Below are 20,433 nucleotides of genomic sequence, written 5' to 3'. Positions count from 1 at the left end.
AGATGGACCGCGCGGAAGAGCGCGACGTCCCATGCGTGCCCCACGGCGCCGGGGCTAGAACTCGGCGCCGAAGGTCACGAAGTGCCGGGGCTTGCCGATGCCGCCATCGAGCTTGTGCTCCCGCGCGTAGTCGTAGCGGAGGATGAAGTAGCCCAGGTTGACGCGCGCCCCGAACCCGAACGCGAGGTGCAGGTCCTTGGTGCGGAGCCCGCCCACGTTCGAGAAGAAGACCGGCTCGTGCCCGTCCTCCCAGGCGGTCGCGGCGTCGGTGAAGAGGACGCCGTTGATGCCGCCCAGGTTGATCGCGAGCGGCCATCCCAGGCGGAGCTGCTCGATCAGCGGGAAGCGGAACTCGAGGTTCCCCAGGAGCACGCGCGTGCCCACCAGGTCGCCGTAGTCCACGCCGCGGTAGGTGAACGCCCCGCCGAAGCGGAAGAGCTGCGGGTCGCGCCCGGTCGAGGCGCCGGCGATGAAGCGCTGCGCGATCGAGAAGTTCTGGTGGATGTTCGTGTAGCGCCGCCAGTCCATGAGACCGGTCGTGTAGTGCACGTCGCCCAGGGCGTACTCCACCGTGTAGCGGGAGCGCCCGCCGTTGATCGGCCCGGTGGTGCCGTAGAGCGCGTTGTCCGCCACCAGTCCGATGTTCGGCGCGACGTAGAAGAAGTCCCCGTTGTTCGCCAGCGTCGAGATCTGCCCCAGGTCGTAGTTGTAGCGGAGCACCCGCTCGTTCAGCACCGCCGCCTCGACCCCGTACTCGATTCGCCGGAAGCGGTTGAACGGCCGCGAGAAGAAGACCGCGCCCCCGCGATAGATCTGGCTCTCCACGTCGTCGCTGGAGGGCGCCGAGAGGAGCAGCAGGTCGTTCCGGTACTGGAAGACCGCGAAGCCGTAGTTCGTGCGCTTCGCGAGATTGGTGTAGGCCAGGTAGATGTCCGACTGCGTCAGGTCGCCGTACAGGTTCAGCACGGCGAGGACGTTGTGATTCCCGAGCACGTCGCTGAAGGAGATGACGCTCGACCCCGCGAAGCCGACATTCGAGGCGAAGAGCGCCCCGCCCGAGATGTAGTCGCGCGAGAACCGGGCCTTGTACGGCAGACGCAGGAACGTCGTGCTGTCGGTCAGCGGCTCGCGGTAGACCTGCTGCACGTACATGGCGAGGGTCGTGTCGGCGACGGCCGAGGTATCGCGAAGCGCCACGGCCGGCTGGATGCCGCCGGCGGTCACCGTGTCGTGGAGACTGGGCGCCGGTCCCGGCAGCGACGGCGGGCGCGATGCGGCCATGCGCGCCGCGGCCGAGTCGGCGGGAGCCGGTGGCGGGACGGCGGGATCGCGATCGCCGTCCGGATCGGAGCTCGACGCCTCGGTGACGCCGGCCGCGGCTTCGACCCGGCCGAGCGGGGCGAGCGGGGCGAGCGGCATGGAGCGCTCGGCCAGAACGCCGGTGGCGGGAGCGAGGAACTTGCGCACGTCACGCACCGAGTAGATGTCCCACCCGCCGCGCGTGAAGGAGGTGAAGAGGAGCCGCTTGCCGTCGGCCGAGAGCGAGATGCAGGGCGCGTCGGCCACGACGCCGGAGACCCCCGTGAGCAGGTTCGAGAGACGGAAGGAGTCGCCCGTGACGAGATCGTAGCGATAGATGTTCGGAATCCCGGCGCGATCGGACACGAAGAGGAGCGACTTGCCGTCGGGCAGCCACTGCGGCGAGAAGTTGGATCCGCTCTGCCGCGGGAGCACCGTGACCTGATGCGTCGCCACGTCGAAGGTCGCCAGGCGGAGCTTGCCGAAGATGAGCCGCGAGACGTCGGTCCCCTCCCCCTGGTCGGTCGCGTAGGCGATCTTCGTCCCGTCGGGGGACCACACCGGCTCGCGGACCGAGTACGGCCCGCTGATCAGCTCCCGGCGATTCTTGCCGTTGGTGTCCGACACGATCAGGTGCGACCAGCCGTGGTCGATCCCCACGAAGGCGATCTGCTTTCCGTCCGGCGACCAGGTCGGGGAGTAGATCGCGTCGAGCCCGAACTTGAGCTTCCGCTTCACGTGTCCGGAGGGAACCTCGATCAGGTAGATCGCGTCCTCGCCGCCCACTTTCGCGGGAAGGGCGATCATCTTCTCGTCGGGCGACCAGGCGATCGACGTGTTGAAGAAACGGAGCGTCTCGAAGGAGGGCGTGCGCTCTCCCTCGACCAGCTTCTTGAAGTTCTTCCCGTCGAGCGCGGAGGCGAGATAGACGTTGTTGTACATGCTCTTGTCGGAGATGTAGACCATCTGCATCCCCGAGGGCGAGACGCCCACCGCGACGTTGAAGTTGGACCGGTCGTGCTGGGCGTCGGTGAGCTTCGAGGCGATCGCGTCCGCCTTGTCGTAGTCGGCGATCTGCGGCAGGTACTGCTTGCGGACCGACTCCTGCCACTTCTTGGAGAGGACGTCGACGGTGAGGCCGGTGGAGGCCTCGAGGGCCCGCTCCATGCTCCCCATGCGCCGGGTCCGCTTCAGGATGTCGCCGATCTTCTGGATCCCGTAGGTGTCGGCGATGAACTCGAAGATCGACTGTCCGAAACGGTAGACGCGGATGTCGCCCACGTAGGCCAGCGTGCTGATCGGGATGAGATAGCCCTCGAGGGAGGCGTCCCGCAGCCAGGACTGCGTGTTCGTGTCGATCTCGCCCACCGACAGGTATTCCGCCATCCCCTCCATGAACCAGCCGGGGGGCACGCTGGCAAAGGGGTTCCCCACGATTCCCGGCCGGTCGCCGAAGAGGATGTCCACCTGGAACGCGTGCACCAGCTCGTGCGTGAGAACGTGGTCCAGCTCGGCGTAGGAGCCGGTGAACGGAAGGAAGACGCGCCGCTTCAGGAACTCGGTGACGCCGCCGGTGCCGATCCCGAGGAGCTCCGGCGTGATGTTGGTCTGCTCGAAGTCGGTGTGCGAAGCGTAGAGGACGAGCGGGACGCGCGCCTTGATCTGGTGCTGGAGGACGCGGCTCAAGCGCTGGTAGCCGCGCTCGGCCATGACGGCGGCGTCTTGCACCGCGCGCTCGGTCCCCTGGTAGTGATAGACGTCGAAGTGCTCCGTGCGGAGCACCTTCCAATGGAAGTCCTTGTACTGGACCTTGTTCTGGCCGAAGGACTGCGCTCGCGCCGCGGGGGGCGAGGAGGCCAGGGCGAGAAGAAGGAGCAGAGCGGCGGCGCGCGAAAGCGTCCCGCCGTGAACGACGGATCCGGCGCGCCGATCGTGATGTCGGGTCATCCATTCACCCCTGGTTCGTTCCGGCCAGTGCGGCCCGGCGCGCCGCGTCAATCGCCTCTTCCGCGCGGTCGGCGGGGATCGCTCCCTGCGCCGCCTCGGGGCGCCCGCCCCCCTTCGCGCCGAAGGCGTTGGAGAGGTCGGCGAAGAGGGCGCCTACGGATATTGTACCTTTCGGAGCCGAAAAGTGCGCCCGCGCGATGTCGCGTCCCGCCGCGAGCAGCGCGATTCCGCCCCGGCCGGCGACGTGCGCCGCGATCCCCGCGAGCTCGGAGGGGTCCCGGTCGGGGAAATACCGGGCGACCACCGGGCCCGCGCTACCCCGCTCGGCTTCGGCCAGCAAGGTCTCGGCTTCCCGGACCAGCGACTCGGCGAGGAGCGGCTTCAGGCGCGATTCGAGGCGGCGGACCTCCCCCTTGAGACGCGCGATGGCGCGCGGAAGATCCGCTTCTCCCGCCGTGAATTCGAGACAGAGCCCGCGCAGGACGCCCGATGCCTCCCGGAGCCGCTCCAGCGCGCGGCCCCCGCAGGCGAAGGCGACGCGGGTCCCGTTCTTGTACTTCTCCGTGCCGAGGAGGGCGATCATCCCGACCTGCCCCGAGCGCGCGACGTGGGTCCCGCCGCACGCCGACCAGTCGAATCCCTCCACCTCGACGACGCGCACCTCTCCTTCCACATCCGGCGCCTTGCGCAGCGGAAATTCCCGCGCGCGATCGAGGGAGACGACGTGGGTCGCGACCGGCCGGTCCTCCCACACGATGGCGTTGGCGCGATCCTCGACCTTGCGGAGGAGGGCGGCGTCCGGGCCGGGATGGTCCACGTCGATGGTCACGACCGCCTCGCCCAGGTGGAAGGAGCGCGTGTCGGCCCGGGCCACCTCGACGAAGGCGCGGGAGAGGATGTGCTGACCGGTGTGCTGCTGCATGTGGTCGAAGCGGCGAGCCCAGTCCAGCCGGCCTTGGACGCGCGCGCCCGATTCCAGCGGTCCCTCGACGCGGTGCCAGAGCTCGTCGCCCTCGAGCCCGACCTCCAGGACGGCGCGGCCGCCCAGCACCCCCCGGTCGGAGGGCTGGCCGCCGCCGCCCGGGTAGAACGCGGTCGCGTCCAGGACCACGCGCGTTCCCCCCTCGTCGGGGCGCGCGCTCAGGACGACGGCTTCGAACTGGTCGCGTCGGGAATCTTCGTAGTAGAGGCGACGGGTCAAGAAGGAGCGTTCCTCGGACCGGGCGATGGGAGACGGTGGGTCGAGAATACAAGGAGGCTCCCCGTACGGCAATCGGGGAGCCTCGAACCGCGCGAGGCCGGGCCGCGCCTCGATGGAGCGTGGCGCCGCGTCAGCGGGTCAGCGCCATGTTCCGCTGCTCGATCAGGTCGGCGATCGACTCCGTGAGTCCGCGGAGCTCCGCCAGGTTCATCTCGAAGCGCTCGTCATGAACGTAGGCCTTCTCCAGCTCGTGCACCAGCCGGTGGAGGCGGTCCAGCTCGTCCAGGATCTGCCGGTCGATGGCCCCCGCGCCCTCCGCGGCCTCGTCGGAGAAGGTTCCCTTCTGCGCGGGAGAGGGCATGGCGATGGCGTCGGCCAGGAACTCCAGCTTGCGCGCGCCGGCGTCCACCTCTTCCAGCAGGTCGGAGAAGTCGTCACGGAACTGATGGCTCTCGATCCGCTCCAGGCGATGCGCCTCACCGGCGAGGTGCTCGGCGATGCTGCTCCGGAATCGCCGGTCGTCCTCGCGGCGCTGCGACAGCTCCTGGTATCCCTTGTAGCCGGGGACCCGCCGCGCGATTTCTTCGACGGCGTCCAGCGTGGCGAGTTTCTGGCGGGTGCGTGGCATTCTCCTCATCCTCCTGAATGATGCAGAGTGCACGATTCGCCACCAGTGCATGGCCAGAAGCGACATCGAGCGACGGCTTGCACCTCGTTCGCGCGGTGCGCGCCGCCATCGCTATCCGGTTGAGCGACCGGTAGATGCTTCCCATTTCCGAGGCCGGCTCGATCCCTTCCGGGCCGGCGTCGTGAGAGCCACGCTGCAACCGGTGTGCCACGGGATTACGGGCGGTAGACGCGCACGCCGTAGGGAACCCCCATCGGGGGCGAGCGCCGGAGGATCGCTCCGGCCGGGGACACCTCGATCAGGCGGTCGGAGCGGATGTCGGTCACCCAGACCTCGCTCGACCGAGGCTCGACCGCGAGCGCGTACGGCTCGATGCCGATGAGCCTCGCGAGCACCGTCCCGTCGCGGTCAATGCGCGAGAGCCGCCCGTTTCCGGCGAGCGGCGCGCCGCGCTCGCTGACCCACGCCGTTCGGGTCGCCGCCTCCACCTCGATGTCGGTCACGTTGAGCAGTCCCGTCCGCAGCCGCAGCGGCACGGGATTTCCGGCGGTGACGAGGTAGAGATCGAAGAGATCGCTCGAGCGGACCGCGACCCAGGCCTCGTCCGAGGCGACGTCCACCGCGATCGGGCCCACCCGCCCGGAGAAGCGCCAGGACTGGAGCGTGTCGAGCGTCGCCGCGCTCGCGTGGTAGAGGCCGCCGTCGTCGGCCCCAATCCAGAGCGTCGCGTTCGCGCTGTTCGACTCCACGGCTCGGGCCGGCCCCACCCCGGAGATCGCGCTCCCCGTGCTGTCGCCCGCGAGCAGCCGGGAGACCTGGGACAGCTCGGGCTGGGCGGCCCAGATCGTGGGGCGCTGCGTCGTGATCGCGATGTCGGTCGGATGGTAGGACTGGAACTCGATGCCGCCGCTCAGCGACTCGAAGCGGCGGCTGGCGATGACGCCCCGGTCGTACTGGCTGAGCCAGAAGACGCCGCGCGTGGAATCGAGGTCGATCTCGTCGTAGGGCTCGGAGGCGACGTCGTCGTAGACGATGTCCCGCGCGTCCGGCGCGAGCCCGGCGACGCCGGGAAGATCGGCCACGAGCACCATGATGCGGCGCGTGCCCGGCGTCGCGCTGTCGGGAAGGCTGGCGACGCTGTCCCCGGAGGCGAACCGGGCCACGACCCGATAGACGTAGGCGGAGTCGTTCCGCGCCGAGAGGTCCTCGGCCGAAGTGGTGTAGGGCGGATAGAACGCTCCCGGAAGCGGCTGGGGCGGCTCACCCGGCCGCCAGCGATCGACGCGATAGCCCTCGACGCCCGCTTGCGCGACCGGGGTCCAGCGCAGGAGGACCACGTTGTCCCCCGCCACCGCGTTGAAGCCGCCGAGCAGGCCGTGCGTGCCGCTCCGGTTCTTCGGGTCGAGCGGATTGGAGCGGTCCCGCAGGGCGCATCCGCCGCCGGCGCCGAGCGCGGCCGCGAGCAGCGCGAAGGCGAGCGCCGCGGCTGGAATGCGGGGGCGGGTCACCGATGGGCGCTCGTCACGAGCAGGAAGATTCCCGCGGTGAGCAGCACCTGTCCCGACGCCAGCGTCCCCCCCGCGAGACGGTCGTAGTGCACGGTCCGGTCGTAGAGCCCCGGGATCTCGCGCGAGTCGGACGACTGGAGATAACGCTCGTACCACTGGTCCGCGCGGTGCCGGAGCGCCGCCGACGTGCCGGTCAGGGCCGCGCCCGTTCCGATCATCGCGAGCTGGAACCACCGGCGCCGGAAGACGGGGGGAGCCTTGGGCGCCGCCGGAAGGATATGCGGCGCGACCCGCCTCAAGCGCACGCTCGCGGGCCCGCCCGAGGGAGCGAGGGCGAGCAGCGCGTCGCCGGCGAGGAGGGTGTCGGCATGCTCGGGGGCGGCGATCCGGAATTCGCGCCCCTCGAGGCGCGACGGGAGCAGGCGCAGCGGCGTCGTTCCGAGGAGCGAATCCCCCCCCGAGCGCAGGAAGAGGTCGGCCGGTTCGGGCTCGGTGCGCAGCAGCACCGAGGGGCGTAGGTCGATCGTGACGGCGAGGGCGTCCCCCGCCTTGGGCGTCACCAGCTGGGTGTCGCGTCCCGGCTCGAAGCGGCGCGGGTCGTCGGAGAGGGCCTGGACGAGGATGGCCTTGGCGGGCACCCAGAGCGGCCCCACCGGGGCGCGCCCCACCCGCACGCCGTCCACGAGCACGACGAGGCCCTCGGGCTTCGTCGAGACGCGGAGCGACGCGACCGCGGAATCGGGGCGGGCGCTCTCCGGAAGCAGCGTGGAGCCGGCGCGCGCGCTCCCCGCCGCGGCGAGCGCGACGGGGAGCGTCAGAAGGACGAGAACGAGGCGGAGCCGGGACGCCCTTCCCTGGGCCGCGCGCGGGTCAGAAGTCGAACCCGAGATAGAACTCCTTCTCCCAACCCGGTCGGACGGTCTTGAAATCGGTGCGGCGGGCGAGGTCATAGCGAAGAACCATATACCCGCCCAGGCTCATGCGAAGGCTCAAACCCATGGAGCCCTTCGGGCTCGGGAACGGCTCGAACTTCTCCCACGCGTTCCCGGCGTCGGCGAACACGGCGCCCTCCACGCCCGGCAGCTCGAGGCCGCGGATCGGAGCCCCCAGCACGAGGCGATCGAAGAGGGGGAACCGGTACTCCAGATTGGCCAGGTACATCCTCGTTCCGAAGATGCTGCGCCGGCCGTAGCCGCGGAGCGAATGCGTGCCGCCCATCACGAAGCGCTCGGGGTCGGCCCCGTTCGATTCCCGCCCCTGCACCCGCATCGCCAGCGTCGTCCACTGGCTCACGCGCAGGTAGCGCCGGTAGTCTGCGCTCAGCGTCAGGTTCTCGGCGTGGCCGGTGCGCCAGTTGGTGGTGAGCGAGCCGGTCAGGTTGTAGCGGGAGCCGTCGCGCGGGCCGGTCGCGAACCAGAGGGTGTTGTCGCGGATGAGCGAGATCGAGTGGCTCGTGAGGAACCCTTCGCGCATCGAGCCGTCCTCGCGCTCCTTCTGATCGTAGAACGCTTCGGCCGTCCCTTCGACCCGGCTGAACCGGGAGAAGGGATAGGAGGCGACCAGCGAGCCGCCGGCCCTCCGCTCGAAGTAGTCGAGATCGAGGGCGTCGCGGTAGTTGGCGGCGAGGTGGAAGATCCCGACGCCGTAGTTCCAGCGGTGCTGGCGGTTGATGTACCAGGCCCCCGCGTTCATGCGCGAGAGGATGTCCCCCGCCGTCTCCGCCGTGTTCCCCACCTGGAAGACGAAGGTGCGGTTGCCGAGGAGGTCGCTGAAGGCTCCCACGAACCCTTCGCCGCCGTTCTCGCTGGGCGTGAAGGAGAGGCCGCCCGAAACCAGGTCCAGCCCGTAGTGCGGCTCGTAGGTCGAGGGCTTCTGCGTCGCCTGGGCCAGCGTCTCGTCCCAGCCCCACTGCGGCGGGGCGGATTCCATCACGAGCTGGAAGGAATCGGCCGGCGCGGCCGGCGTCGTGGCCGCCACGGCCGCGGGCTTCGGGTCGGCGGAGACCGCGGGCTTTGGATCGTCAGAGGCCGCGGACTTGGGATCCGCCTTGGCCGAGGCATCCGTGCCGCCGGAGGCCGCGGGAGCGGGATTGGCGGCCACCATGGCGCCCGGAGCGAGGCTCGCGGACGTCCCCGGGGCCGAGGGGCGCGCCGACGCCGTCGGAGCGGACGGGCCCGGAAGGGCGGCAGGTTCGACCGGGAGCTGGTAGATCCCGAATCCCTGCTTCCGGAAGCCGGTGAAGAGAAGCGAACGGCCGTCGGGCGTCCACGCCGGGTCGAGCGCGGTGCCGAGGAGCTTCGTCAGGCGCGCGCCGTTTCCCTGCGGGTCGACGGCGTACAGGTTGAAGCCGCCGTCGCGGTCGGACGCGAACGCGATCCGCTTCCCGTCGGGCGACCACCGCGGCGACTGGTCGATCCAGGGGCCGCAGGTCAGGTAGCGGACGCCGCCGCTCGCCACGTCGAGGAGGAACAGGTTCTGGTGCCCGTCCTTGCCGTAGCGGGTGCGGTCCGAGGCGAACGCGATCGTCTTGCCGTCGGGCGACCAGGTGGGGTCGGCGTCGGCGTAATCGTCATGGGTCAGCCGCTGCAGCTCGCCCGTGGCCGGACGGAAGAGATACAGATCGGATTGTCCCGAGGGCGTGATCCCGGCGAACGCGATGGCGGAGCCGTCGGGCGACCACGCGGGCGAGGCCAGCGTCGTCAGTCCCTCGAAGCGCTTCTTGATCGTCACCTTCTTCGTGGCGAGATCCATCACGAAGAGGGCGTCCCCCTCGTTCCACTTGGAGACGAAGGCCAGCTCGCCCTTCCGGTTGGCGTCGATCCGGCTCTGGAAGGGGTGGAACGACTCGAACTGCGCCGTCCGCTGGCCGCGCACGACCGACTTCACGTCGCGCTCGCGCCCCTTCCACGAAGCCGAGTAGATGTTCGTGTAGCCGCTCCGGGCGGACATGAAGAGGTAGCGGTAGCCGCCCAGGATCGTCGAGTCGGGCACCGCCACCGGCTTGAGGTTGACCCCCTGCGAGACGGCGCGCTCCTCGGCGGCCGAAGCGAGCGAGACGTGATCCTTCACCTCGGGGTAGTAGCGGCGCTTCATCGCGTAGATCCAGTCTTCGGAGACCTTCTGCACCGAAGTGCCAGTGACCCGGCCGATCAGCTTCTCGAAGCGGTCGTCCTTGTAGGCGTCGGTGTAGAGGCGGCGAAGCGCGTCCTGCCCGTACGTCTCCCCGATGTACTGGCAGATCGACTGTCCCAGCTTGTAGATCGTGAAGGTGCCGTTGTAGCGCCAGAGCTCGTTGATCGTCGGAAGCTGTCCCTCGAGGACCATGTCGGAGAGGACCATCGTCCCCTGCGCGTCCCACTCGGTCGACCAGTACTCGGCGAGCCCCTCCGAGAACCAGAGCGGCGGGACGAGGTAGGTGCTCTTCCGGTGCTTCTTGTAGACCTCGTCGAGAATCGAGAACTGGAAGACGTGCACCATCTCGTGATGGATCACGTGCCGGAATTCGGCGTAGGAGCCGGTGTAGGGCAGGACCACGCGGCCCTTCAGGTATTCCGTGAAGCCCTGGACGCCTTCGGGCATGACGAAAGGACTTACGTTGTTCTGCTCGAAGTGGTGGTGGGAGGCGAAGACGATCATCGGCACGGGCCGGTCGACCTCGTGCTGGAACTTCTTCGTCAGGTCCTCGTAGCTCTGCTCGGCCAGCACCAGAGCGAGCCGGGCGAGCGGCTCTTCCTCCGGGTAGTAGTAGATCTCGACGTGGGCGCCCTGGAGCGTGTGCCACTGGAAGGATTCGTACTGCACCTTGTTCTTGCCGAAGGCGTAGTACTGCGCGGCAGCGGGACGTGCGGCGACGACGACGAGAAGCAGCGCTGAGATGAGCCCGACGAGACGTTCAGTTTTCATTCAAGAGCGGCCTTCGGATGAGTCCGCCCGGCGAGACGACGACTGGTGGGAGACGCGAGAAACATTCTACCAGCGCACGATGTCCCGGGACAAGAAGAGAGACGCGTAAAACTACATTTTTTCGATAGGTTCCGGCCTTCCGCCCACCCAAACACCGGTGACCCTCGCCTGGTGCCAGGAATCGGTCGGAACGGACCATAAATCCTGGTCGAAACGGACCAGGTCGGCTCCGTAGCCGGCCTCGATCCTCCCGAGCGGCGTCGCCCACCCCGCGGCCAGGTGCGACGACTCGAGGTGCGCGCGGAGCGCCTGGGTCAGCCGGAGCCGCTGCTCCGGATGATACGACATCGCGTCCGCCTCCCCCGCCTCGCGCCGCGAGAGCGCGGCCTGGATCGCGAGCAGCGGCCCCGCGCGGTCGAACGGCGCGTCCGAGCCGAAGAGGAGCGGGGCGCCGGCGCCGAGAAGCGCTCGGTAGGCATACGAACGTCCGGTCCGCTCACCCCACTTGGCGCGTGCGACGGTGCGGTCGGTCACCTGGTGGATGGGCTGGACCGAAGCTAGAGTACCGCTGGAACGAAATCTCGAAAGATCTTCGAATCGCAAGAGCTGGACGTGCTCGATCCGGGGCGGCAGCGGGTAGCTGAGGCCGGCGTTCAGGGGAGTCTCGATGGCGTCCAGCGCGTGCCGGACCGCCCGGTCTCCGATCGCGTGAATGGCGACGGAGAGGCCGCCCTCGGCGGCCCGCCGGCAGCCCTCGGCCAGCGCGCCGGCATCGGTGACCTCGATCCCCGCATCGGTCGACCCCTCGTAGGGCGCCTCGAGGAGCGCCGTCGCCGACCCCAGCGTTCCGTCGGCGAACATCTTCACGGGACCGATCCGGAGGCGCTCGGTCCCGAAGCCGCTCCGGAGACCCAGCGCGAGCGCCTGGTCGAGCGCGATGAGCGGGATCGAAAGCAGGAGCCGGAACCCGAGCGAACCCTTGCGCTCCAGATCCTGGGCCGCGCGCCAGGTGGCCGAGCGGTCGAAGTCGTGCGCGCTGGTGATGCCGAGCGCGCGGGCGCGCGCCAGGGCCCGCCCCAGCGTCACGGCCGGGTCCTCTCCATGCACGACCGCCGAGCGCACCGGGCGGTCGGCGGCCTCGACGAGGATGCCGGTGAGACCTCCCGAGGCGTCCCGCTCGATCCGCCCGCCGGAGGGATCGGGCGTGCTTCCGTCGATCCCGGCGCGGGTCAGCGCCTCCCCATTCGCCCAGACCGAGTGCCCGTCCACCGCCTGGAGCACGAGCGGGCGGCCGGGCGCGAGCCGGTCGAGCATCGCGCGCCGCCGGCGCTCCGCGGGCCACTCCCGAGGCACCCAGCCGCGCACCAGGATCCATTCCTGTGCCCCGGCCTCGGCGAGGCGCGCCGCCACCGCCCGCTCGACCGCCTCGGGCGTCTGCGCCTCCAGCCACGGCTCGTCCAGCGCGCGCCGCCAGGTGATGAGATGGATGTGGGCGTCGGTGAAGCCGGGAGTGAGCGTGCCGCCCCGGAGATCGATGCCGCGCGCCGAGCGGCCCGCGCGCCGTCGGAGCGCGCCGTAGGTTCCGACCGCCTCGATCCTGCCGCCCCGCACCCAGACGGCTTCTCCGCCGCCGCGCGGGAGCGGACGCGCGTGTCCGGGCGCGGGAAGCCGGGCGGCACGTCGCGCGTCGACGAGGCGTCCGTTGTGGAAGAGAAGCTCTCCGGCCTCGTCGCGCCCGCGTCGAACCGGGCGGGCGGGAGGCGGCCTGCGCGCGGGGGTCATGGCCCCTTCACCTCGCTCTCAACCCAGGCGAGGTAGGGTTCGTGTCCGCCCACGACCGGAAGGATCAGGATCTCCGGCACCTCGTCGGGATGACTCTCGTGGATGGCGCGCACCGCGGCACTTGCCTTGGCGCGGGTCGTCTTTCCCCAGAGGAGCGTGGTCGATGCGGCTCGGTCCTTCCCCTTCCAGCGATAGAAGGCGCGCGCCCCGGGCGTCACCGTGGCACAGGCAAGGAGGCCTTCGCGCACGAGGGCGCGGGCGGCGCGCTCCGCCGCGAGACGCCTCGGATAGGCCGAGAGGATCACGACCGCCATCCCCGATCCCATCGCCAGCCGTCGTCCGACGCTCATCGTCCCTCCTCCGGGGCTCCGTCACGATGTCCGCGGCCGGTGCCCAGGCGGTCCAGAATCGCCGTCTCGATGATCGCCGCGGTGCGCTCCCAGGGAAACTCCGCGATGCGCGCCCGCCCGCGCGCGGCGATCGCCCCGCGCCGCTCCGGATCGCGCAGCAGGGCCTCGGCGTGACGCGCCAGCGTCCAGCTCCACGGAAATCGCGAGACGAGAGCCGTGTCGCCGTGTCGCGCGAAGTCGAGCGTGCCGCTCCGCGTGCAGACCACCGCCGCGCCGCAGGCCATCGCTTCCGCCGCCGTGTTGCACCACCCCGCGCGGCGCTCCGCGCTCACGAAGAGATCGGCCTCGCCGTACAGCGCGACCAGCGTCTCCTGGGAGGGGTGGAGGACCCAGCGGTGCGGCACCGAAATCGGCAGCGGCTCGCTCGGCGGGGCGGCTCCCGAGGGGGGCGCGTCGAAGAGCGTGAGCGACACGCGCACGCCGGTCCGCCGCGCCGCGCGGTCCACGGCCTGCGCCGCGGCCAGCGTCCCCTTGCGCCGCCGCGAGAGCCTCCCGTAGACCAGCGCCCGCACCGGCTCGTCCACGGGACCCCTCGGTCGCGGATCCTCCGCGGGAGGATGGAACGTCGCGAAGTTCACGCCCCCCGGCGCGTGCACGGCGCGGACGCGCCTGCGGCGGAGGTGGCGCGCCATCCCCTCGGAATTGGCGAGCACGAGGTCGGCGCCACGCCACGCGTGGATCGCGCCGGGCGCCCATTCGAGCACCGCGTAGAAGACGCGCAAGGCGCCCGGTAGCCGGACTTCCTGAAAGAGCCGCGGGTCGGGCGAGAGGAGGACGTCCCAGCGCTCGGCCGGCAGCGCCTCCAGCGAGGTGACGCGGCCCGGAAACGGAAGCCACGGGGCGGCCTCCCGCGCGCCGGGGGGCGTGGCCAGGGCGACCTCGTGCCCCCGCTCCGACCAGACCCGGCCCAGCTCGAGGAAACGGCGGACGCCGCCGTAGACCCCGAGATGCGGGAGCGCCACGGCGATCCGCAGACGGTCCATGTGGGCGCGGAGTTTACGTTGCCTGCATGGGAGGGGTGGACTAAATTCTGGCTTCTATGCCCACCGCGATCGATGTGCGCCACGGATCCACGGCCGACTGGCTCCGGCACATCACGTCGCTCCCCGGCGTTCCCGGACACGAGCACGCCGCCGCCCCGGAGATCGCGCGCGTCTTCGGCCAGTTCGCCGATCGCGTGACGCGCGATCCGATCGGGAACGTCTACGGGTGGATCGACGGCACGGGCGAAACGCCGCGGCCGCGCGCGCTTCTCGCCGCCCACATGGACCGGATCGGGTTCCTCGTGAAGCGGATCGAGAAGGGGGGTTTTCTCCGCGTCACCTCGGTCGGCGGCTTCGATCCGCGCACGCTGCCCGGCAAGGAGGTGATGGTGCACTCCAAGCCGCCGATGCCGGCGCTCTTCGGAACCAAGCCGCCCCATCTCCAGGCGCGCGGCGAGTCGGAGAAGGTGGTGCCGCTGCACGAGCTCTACCTGGATACGGGACGCCCCGAGGCCGAGGTGCGGCGGCGCGTCCCGATCGGCACCATGGTCACGCTGCGCCAGCCGCCCGTGGATCTCCTGAACGGGAGGATCGCTTCCCCCGGCATGGACGACCGCGCGGGCGTCGTCGTCGTGATCCGGACGCTCGAGCTGCTGCGCGACCGCCGCCCGGAATGGGACGTGGTCGGCGTGGCCACCATCGAAGAGGAGTTCGGCACCGTGTTCCTGGGCGCCCGCACCGCGACCGAGCGCGTGGACCCGAGGCTCGGCATCGCGATCGACGTGAGCCACGGCGACATGCTCGGCGCCCGCGAGGCGGACACGATCCCGCTCGGCGGCGGCCCCGGCCTCACCGTGGGCTCGAACGTGCATCCTCGCGTCTTCGAGGGGCTCCGCGCCACGGCGCGCTCGCTCAAGATCCCCTATCACGTCGAGGCCTATCCCGCCTCGTCGGGCACCGACGCCATGGACATCCAGATCGCGCGGGAGGGGATCCCCACCGCGGTGCTCGGCATTCCCTGCCGCTACATGCACAGCGGCGTCGAGACGGTGGAGCCTCGCGATGTGGACGCGTGCGCGCGTCTCCTCGCCGGCTACGTCGCCGGATTGGCGTCCGACTGGAGCGTGACCGAGGTGCTCAAGTGAGCGCGAACGGCGCTCGCGGCGCGGCCCCGGCCTTCCGCGAGGACTTCCTGGAATCGCTCTCCAACGCGGCCGGCGTGAGCGGCGACGAGCATCGCGTGCGCGAGATCGTCGCGGCCGCCGTGCGCGACCGGGTGGACACGCTCGAGGTGGACGCGATGGGCAGCCTCGTCGCGCGCATCGGGGTCGAGGGCGCCGGCGTCCGGAACGGAAACGCGCGGACGAACGGCTCGGCCCGGAAGGGACGTCTTCCCCACGTGATGCTCTGCGCCCACATGGACGAAGTGGGCTTCATGATCACCGCCATCGAGAAGGAAGGCCGCCTCCGCTTCCGGCGCGCGGGCGGCATCGACCCGCGCGTCCTCGTGGGACAGGTGTTCCGGGTGGGCGGCGCCGGCGTTCGCGGCGTGACCGGAATCCTGCCCCCCCATCTGGTGTCGCATACCGAGGAGGACAAGGTCATCGCGGCCGACGACCTCTACATCGACATCGGCGCCTCGTCGCGCGAGGACGCGATGCGGCACGTCGCGATCGGCGACACCGCCGTGTTCGACACCACCTACGAGGCCTGGGGGTCGGTTCGCAAGGGGAAGGCCTTCGACGACCGCGCGGGGTGCGCGGTGCTCGCGAGCCTGGTCCAGGAGCGGCCCCCGGTCCCGGTGACCGCGGTCTGGTCGGTCCAGGAGGAGGTCGGCCTGCGCGGCGCCACGGCCGCGGCGCGCCGGGTCGCGCCCGACTTGGCGATCGTGCTCGAAGGCACCGCGTCCGGCGAGACGCCCGGCGCCGGCCCCGAGGAGAGCGCCCCGCGCATGGGGGGTGGACCCACGCTGACCGTGCACGACCGGAGCCTCATGGCCGACGCGCGGCTGGTCGACCTGCTTCGCCGCACGGCGGCGGAGCGGCGCATCCCGACCCAGTGGAAGCGGCCCGGCATCGGCGGCACCGACGCGGGAAGGATCGCGCTCTCCGGGGCCGGCGTTCCCTCGGCGGTCGTCTCGGTTCCCTGCCGTTACATCCATGCGCCCGCCGCATACCTCGACGTGCGCGACGCCCGGCGCACGGTGGAGCTCGTCTGGCACGCCCTGCGCGCGATCGGAAAGGAGTGGTCGGAATCATGAGCCCCGCTTCCCTGAAATCCGCCGCGGCCCTGGATTCCCTGCTCCAGCCGCTGCTCGCCGCCTATGGACCTCCGGGCCGTGAGTCCGCGGTCCGCTCCGTGCTGCGGCGCCTGTTGCGCGGCGCCGGAACGTGGGAGGAGGACGCGATCGGGAATCTGCATCTGCACCGCGCCGGCGAGGGGCCGCGGCTCCTGCTCGCCGCGCACATGGACGCGCCCGGGATCATCGTCACGAGGCTCGACGGCGAGACGGGACAGGCGCGCCTGTCGATCCTGGGCGGCCGGAGGCCGGCCGAGCTGGTGGGCGCGCCGCTCCGCTTCGAGGACGGCCGCGCCGCGATCGTGAGCTGGGACCGGAAGGAGGGCGCCGACCCCGAGATGGACCAGCTTCTGGTCGAGACCGGAGTCGGCAGGGCCGCCGGGCGTCGCGCGACGCGCGCGAATGGGAGCCGCCCGCTCGACGTGGGCGACGTGGCCGCCATCGACGACCGGCCAGCGCGCCTCGGCGACTACTGGTGCTCGGCCAACCTCGACGACCGTGCCGGCTGCGCCGCGCTGGTCCACGCCCTCACGCGCGCCCGGCGGGTGCGTTACGATGTGCATGCGGTCTTCACGGCGCAATCGGACCTGGGCGCCCGCGGCGCCACGACCGGCACCTTCGGGATCGACCCCGAGATGGCGGTCGTCGTGGACGTGGCGCACCTGGGTGAGCCCAAGGAGACCAGCGGCTTCTCGCTCGGCAAGGGACCCTGCGTCACGCTCAAGGAGCAGGGATTCCTGGCGCACCCGGAGATGCTGGAGCGGGTCCGCAAGGCGGCGCGCGCCGCGCGCGTCCCGCTCCAGTACCTGATCCGCGAGGGGGAGGGAAGCGACGCCCGCGCCGTGCGCGCGGCCCGGAGCGGCGTCCCGACCGCGGTCATCGCGATCCCCGCGCGACGGACGGGAGGCGTCGGATCGCTGGTCCACGCGACCGATCTGGAGCAGACGGCGGCGCTGATCGCCGCGATCCTCGAAGGGGCCGGCGGCGCGGCCGGCGAACGGTCCAAGAGCAAGCGAACCAAGACCAAGGCGCGCGCGGGCGCTGGGCGGACGAAACGAGGAGGGCGGACATGAAGATTTCGACACGGGGCCGCGACGCGCAGGCTTCCCCCATCCGGCGGCTCGCGCCGTACGCGGAGGAGGCCACGCGCCAGGGCGTGAAAGTCTACCAGCTGAACATCGGCCAGCCCGATCTCCCCACGCCGGAGATCGTGATGGAGCGGATCCGGAACTACCCCGGGAAGTACGTGCCGTACGCACCGTCGCCCGGCATTCCCGAATTCCGCGAAGGGATGTCGCGCTACTACAAGAGCGTCGGACTCGACGTCTCCCCGGCCGAGGTGCTTACCACCGTGGGCGGGAGTGAGGCGCTCCAGTTCGCGTTCTGGGCGCTCTTCGAGCCGGGTGAAGAGTGCATCGTCTTCGAGCCGTTCTACACGAACTACGCGACCATGGCGCTGGTCGCAGGCGTCGGCGTGAAGCCGATCCCCTGCGACGGCCGCACCGGCTACCACCTGCCGCCGGTCGAGGCGATCGAGCGGGCCATCGGGCCCAAGACCCGCGGCATCCTGATCTGCGCGCCGTCGAACCCGACCGGCACGGCCTACACCGCGGCCGAGATCGACGCCATCGTCGACCTCGCGATGAAGCACGACCTCTGGATCATCACCGACGAGGCCTATCGCGAGTTCATCTACGACGGCGCCCGGCACGAGTCGCCGATGACGCGCGCCAAGGCCGCGGAACGCGTGGTGCTGGTGGATTCGATCTCCAAGCGGCTCAACATGTGCGGGGCCCGCGTGGGGACGCTGGTCTCCAAGAATGCCGGCGTGCGCGACGCCTGCTTGAAGTTCGCGCAGGCGCGCCTGTCCCCGCCGAGCATCGGGCAGTACGCCGCCGCCGTGATCGACCAGGTGCCGAAGTCCTACACGGACGGCGTCGTGGCCGAGTTCAAGAAGCGCCGCGACCTGGTGATGGAGGGGCTGTCGCACATCCCCGGCGCGTTCGCGCGCAAGCCCGAGGGCGCCTTCTACCTGATGGCCGAGCTCCCCGTTCCGGACGCCGAGGAGTTCGTGATCTGGTTACTTCAGAATTACCGGAAGGACAAGGCGACCGTCATGGTCGCGCCCGGCGACGGCTTCTACGCCACGCCCGGCCGGGGCAAGAACGAGATCCGCTTCGCGTACGTGCTCGAGGAGGGCGCGCTGCGGAAGGCGATGGAAATCCTCAAGGGCGCGCTGGAGGCGTATCCCGTCAAGGTCGCCCGGTAGCGGTGCCCATATTCGTTTGGACGCGAGCCCTGATCTGCGCCGGATTGGGGCTCGTTCTCTTTTGTGGTCTCGCGACCCTCGCACGGGCCGAGGACCCGGAGACCGTGCTCCGAACCTCTTCCCCGTTCATGGACCTCCAGCGCGGCGATCCCATCCGCGTCCGACTGCGCTCCGACGATTCCTTCCGCGCCCGCTTCCTCGCGGCCACGCCGGAGACGCTGTATCTCGCATCTGACAGGCGGCTGCGTCACGAATCCCGTCTGGAGTTCAAGGCGATCGAGGGTCTCGACCGCCGCTCCGGCAGTCACGGCCACACGCTCGCCGGAGCGTTCCTGGGGCTGGTCCTGGGCGCCGGCATCGGAGCGCTGATCAGCACCTCCGAGGAGAATGGCCGGGATCAATGGGTCGCCACGGTCATCTACGGGGCGGCCGGCGCCGGCTCAGGATTGGTGCTCGGCATCGTCGCCGGCACCCTGATCCGCACCGACGACTGGGCTCCCGTCTGGGAGCGCTGACCCTCTGCCGTTCGGGGCCGCCTTATCTCACTTGAGAAGTGAAATCCGTCCTACCTGGCGCCCTCCCGTTGTTTCGATACGATAGAAGTAGATCCCGGTCGCCAGCTCCCGTCCCTTCCCGTCGCGGCCGTTGAACGAAACCGTCATCGGACCGGCCGGCACGGTGGCATCCACCAGGGTGCGCACGAGCCGCCCGCCCACCTCGTAGATTCGAACGCTCACAGGCCCGCTCCGGGGCACGTCGAAGTAGAACGTGCCCGCGGGATTCATCGGGTTGGGCCCGACGACCGCGCGACCGGACTTCGCCGGCGTCCCCAGAGCGGTCAGCCGCAGGCTGCCAACCAGGTGACCCCCGCCCGTGAGCCGTCCCTCGACGTTCAGGTCCAGTTCGCTCCTCCCGCTTGCGGATGCGACCAAGGAGCGCAGCGCATCGCCCGACAAGGCGACTTCGAGATCCGGCACGCCGTTCTTGTCCGAATCACCCAGACGGGCGTCGCGCCCGTTCACGACACCTGCTCCCGGGAACGTCTCGGATCGTCCGACGACGATGGAGGCCGGATCGATCTCCTGCGCGGTATACGTGCTCTCGGGGGATTCGACGAAGACGGGGAATCGCTCGTTGCCGGCAACGGACACGAGCGGCCGGCCCGCCGGGCTCAGGAAGGCACGCACCGGGTACCCGGCGGCCACCCGAACCAGAGCCGAATCGCTGCTCACGCCTCCCGGATTCCAAACACTCAACAGGACACGGAAGTCCCCGCCGCTCGAGTACACATGGGTGGGGTTGGGACCTGATGCCTTCGCACCGTCTCCGAAATCCCAGCGGTATTGGATCGCGCCGTCCGAATGCGACTGCCTGCCGTCGAACGAAATCGGGACTCCGGCCACGCCCTTGTAGGGGCCCCCCACCACCGCGGTCGGTGGCAACGGGGACGATGCGCAGATCGGACAGACCGGAGGCTCATTTCCGCCGCAACTTCCAGGCGGCTCCAGCACGATCGTTACGGAGGCTTCGGCAGACCGACCGGCCGGGTCGAGGATCCGCACCCGTACCGGATATCGGCCCAGGCTGTCCGCACGCTGCGGCTGCAGATACAGGGACACGTAGCCCAACGGAATGCGGGGAAACGTGAAGCATTCCGCGCGAGCCCACGGCGGAAGGCCCTCCGTACTCAGGGCCATGGAGTCCCCGTCGGCATCGAAGAACGGAAGGTCGACCCAGCCGTTCTCGCCCTGCGCCGCGCACGATTCCGAGCTGGGACGCCACTCGAACCTCGGAGCGAAGTTGACGTCGTTGACGACCACCTGCAGCGAGTCCTGGGTTTCGATAAGCCCATCGGTGCACCGGACGAGCGCCGTGCCGCTCACGTCCATGCCTCCCGGGGTTGCGCCGATGTCGCGCTCCGCCCTCCCCGGCGTGTACCGCGGCGAACCGAGCCCGACATAGCGCGGGCCGCGAACGAGCTCGATTCGAAGATCGTCGCCGTCGGCGTCCGTCGCTACGAGCGTTTCGCTCGCCCTCGCGCCCTGATCCACGGTGAGGTTCGAGATGGATTCGAACCGGGGAGCATGGTGGATCGCGTGATCCTCAATGGTCACCAGGAACGTATCCGTGATCTCGCCGGAAGCGTCCGCGGCTCCGACCACGACCCGATACGAGCCCACACGCGCCGCCCGGATGATCACCCG

Annotated in this window: 15 protein-coding genes; 5 read left to right on the top strand and 10 right to left on the bottom strand. The window is 70.3% G+C overall.

Annotated elements, in window-relative coordinates; translation table 11 throughout:
- Positions 1-54: 54 nt before the first annotated feature.
- The 9 genes from VE326_03745 to VE326_03705 form a co-directional block, all read right to left on the bottom strand.
- The gene (locus VE326_03745) at positions 55-3,246 is read right to left on the bottom strand and encodes a hypothetical protein (protein HYJ32308.1); all 3,192 of its coding nucleotides are present in this window, start codon (positions 3,244-3,246) and stop codon (positions 55-57) included.
- 4 nt (positions 3,247-3,250) lie between these two features.
- Positions 3,251-4,447: a DHHA1 domain-containing protein gene (locus tag VE326_03740; protein HYJ32307.1), complete on the bottom strand. Its 1,197-nt coding sequence runs from the start codon at positions 4,445-4,447 to the stop codon at positions 3,251-3,253.
- Between the two features lie 130 nt (positions 4,448-4,577).
- The gene (locus tag VE326_03735) at positions 4,578-5,075 is read right to left on the bottom strand and encodes a hypothetical protein (GenBank protein ID HYJ32306.1); all 498 of its coding nucleotides are present in this window, start codon (positions 5,073-5,075) and stop codon (positions 4,578-4,580) included.
- Positions 5,076-5,290: 215 nt separating this feature from the next.
- The gene (locus tag VE326_03730) at positions 5,291-6,583 is read right to left on the bottom strand and encodes a hypothetical protein (protein ID HYJ32305.1); all 1,293 of its coding nucleotides are present in this window, start codon (positions 6,581-6,583) and stop codon (positions 5,291-5,293) included.
- Positions 6,580-7,533, bottom strand: a complete 954-nt coding sequence (locus tag VE326_03725) for a hypothetical protein (GenBank protein ID HYJ32304.1) — start codon at positions 7,531-7,533, stop codon at positions 6,580-6,582. The genes VE326_03730 and VE326_03725 overlap by 4 nt, the downstream gene beginning before the upstream one ends.
- Positions 7,454-10,486 carry a BamA/TamA family outer membrane protein gene (locus tag VE326_03720; protein ID HYJ32303.1) on the bottom strand — a complete coding sequence of 1,011 codons (3,033 nt, stop codon included), beginning with the start codon at positions 10,484-10,486 and terminating at the stop codon, positions 7,454-7,456. The genes VE326_03725 and VE326_03720 overlap by 80 nt, the downstream gene beginning before the upstream one ends.
- A 111-nt stretch (positions 10,487-10,597) precedes the next feature.
- The gene (locus tag VE326_03715; GenBank protein HYJ32302.1) at positions 10,598-12,268 is read right to left on the bottom strand and encodes an amidohydrolase; all 1,671 of its coding nucleotides are present in this window, start codon (positions 12,266-12,268) and stop codon (positions 10,598-10,600) included.
- Positions 12,265-12,618, bottom strand: a complete 354-nt coding sequence (gene cutA / locus VE326_03710) for a divalent-cation tolerance protein CutA (protein HYJ32301.1) — start codon at positions 12,616-12,618, stop codon at positions 12,265-12,267. Before cutA ends, VE326_03715 begins: the two co-directional genes overlap by 4 nt.
- On the bottom strand, positions 12,615-13,661 hold the full coding sequence (locus tag VE326_03705) for a glycosyltransferase (GenBank protein ID HYJ32300.1): 1,047 nt from the start codon (positions 13,659-13,661) through the stop codon (positions 12,615-12,617). Before VE326_03705 ends, cutA begins: the two co-directional genes overlap by 4 nt.
- A gap of 56 nt (positions 13,662-13,717) precedes the next feature.
- Here VE326_03705 and VE326_03700 point away from each other — a divergent pair, with 56 nt between their 5' ends.
- The 5 genes from VE326_03700 to VE326_03680 all read left to right on the top strand — a co-directional run bounded on the left by VE326_03700 (position 13,718) and on the right by VE326_03680 (position 18,744).
- Positions 13,718-14,806: a M42 family peptidase gene (locus tag VE326_03700; protein ID HYJ32299.1), complete on the top strand. Its 1,089-nt coding sequence runs from the start codon at positions 13,718-13,720 to the stop codon at positions 14,804-14,806.
- Complete coding sequence (locus VE326_03695; protein HYJ32298.1) at positions 14,803-15,921, top strand: M20/M25/M40 family metallo-hydrolase; 1,119 nt, start codon at positions 14,803-14,805, stop codon at positions 15,919-15,921. The genes VE326_03700 and VE326_03695 overlap by 4 nt, the downstream gene beginning before the upstream one ends.
- On the top strand, positions 15,918-17,033 hold the full coding sequence (locus tag VE326_03690) for a hypothetical protein (protein HYJ32297.1): 1,116 nt from the start codon (positions 15,918-15,920) through the stop codon (positions 17,031-17,033). The genes VE326_03695 and VE326_03690 overlap by 4 nt, the downstream gene beginning before the upstream one ends.
- Positions 17,030-18,229, top strand: coding sequence for a pyridoxal phosphate-dependent aminotransferase (locus VE326_03685; GenBank protein HYJ32296.1), 1,200 nt, complete (start codon positions 17,030-17,032; stop codon positions 18,227-18,229). The genes VE326_03690 and VE326_03685 overlap by 4 nt, the downstream gene beginning before the upstream one ends.
- Positions 18,230-18,333: 104 nt before the next feature.
- Positions 18,334-18,744, top strand: a complete 411-nt coding sequence (locus tag VE326_03680; GenBank protein HYJ32295.1) for a hypothetical protein — start codon at positions 18,334-18,336, stop codon at positions 18,742-18,744.
- A gap of 27 nt (positions 18,745-18,771) precedes the next feature.
- On the opposite strand, the gene VE326_03675 is transcribed toward VE326_03680, so the two are convergent.
- Positions 18,772-20,433 (bottom strand): PKD domain-containing protein (locus VE326_03675; protein HYJ32294.1); only part of this gene is annotated, 1,662 nt, incomplete at its 5' end.

The organism is Candidatus Binatia bacterium (assembly GCA_035631035.1).
In the GTDB taxonomy this organism is placed as follows: Bacteria; Eisenbacteria; RBG-16-71-46; order SZUA-252; family SZUA-252; genus DASQJL01.
This window is presented reverse-complemented; position numbering and strand designations above follow the sequence as displayed.

Excerpts from the sequence above, each read along its gene's own strand:
- VE326_03745 (HYJ32308.1), bottom strand. The coding sequence starts at position 3,246 with ATGACCCGACATCACGATCGGCGCGCCGGATCCGTCGTTCACGGCGGG.
- VE326_03735 (HYJ32306.1), bottom strand. The coding sequence starts at position 5,075 with ATGCCACGCACCCGCCAGAAACTCGCCACGCTGGACGCCGTCGAAGAA.
- VE326_03725 (HYJ32304.1), bottom strand. The coding sequence starts at position 7,533 with ATGACCTCGCCCGCCGCACCGATTTCAAGACCGTCCGACCGGGTTGGG.
- VE326_03720 (HYJ32303.1), bottom strand. The coding sequence starts at position 10,486 with ATGAAAACTGAACGTCTCGTCGGGCTCATCTCAGCGCTGCTTCTCGTC.
- VE326_03715 (HYJ32302.1), bottom strand. The coding sequence starts at position 12,268 with ATGACCCCCGCGCGCAGGCCGCCTCCCGCCCGCCCGGTTCGACGCGGG.
- cutA (HYJ32301.1), bottom strand. The coding sequence starts at position 12,618 with ATGAGCGTCGGACGACGGCTGGCGATGGGATCGGGGATGGCGGTCGTG.
- VE326_03705 (HYJ32300.1), bottom strand. The coding sequence starts at position 13,661 with ATGGACCGTCTGCGGATCGCCGTGGCGCTCCCGCATCTCGGGGTCTAC.
- VE326_03700 (HYJ32299.1), top strand. The coding sequence starts at position 13,718 with ATGCCCACCGCGATCGATGTGCGCCACGGATCCACGGCCGACTGGCTC.
- VE326_03690 (HYJ32297.1), top strand. The coding sequence starts at position 15,918 with ATGAGCCCCGCTTCCCTGAAATCCGCCGCGGCCCTGGATTCCCTGCTC.
- VE326_03685 (HYJ32296.1), top strand. The coding sequence starts at position 17,030 with ATGAAGATTTCGACACGGGGCCGCGACGCGCAGGCTTCCCCCATCCGG.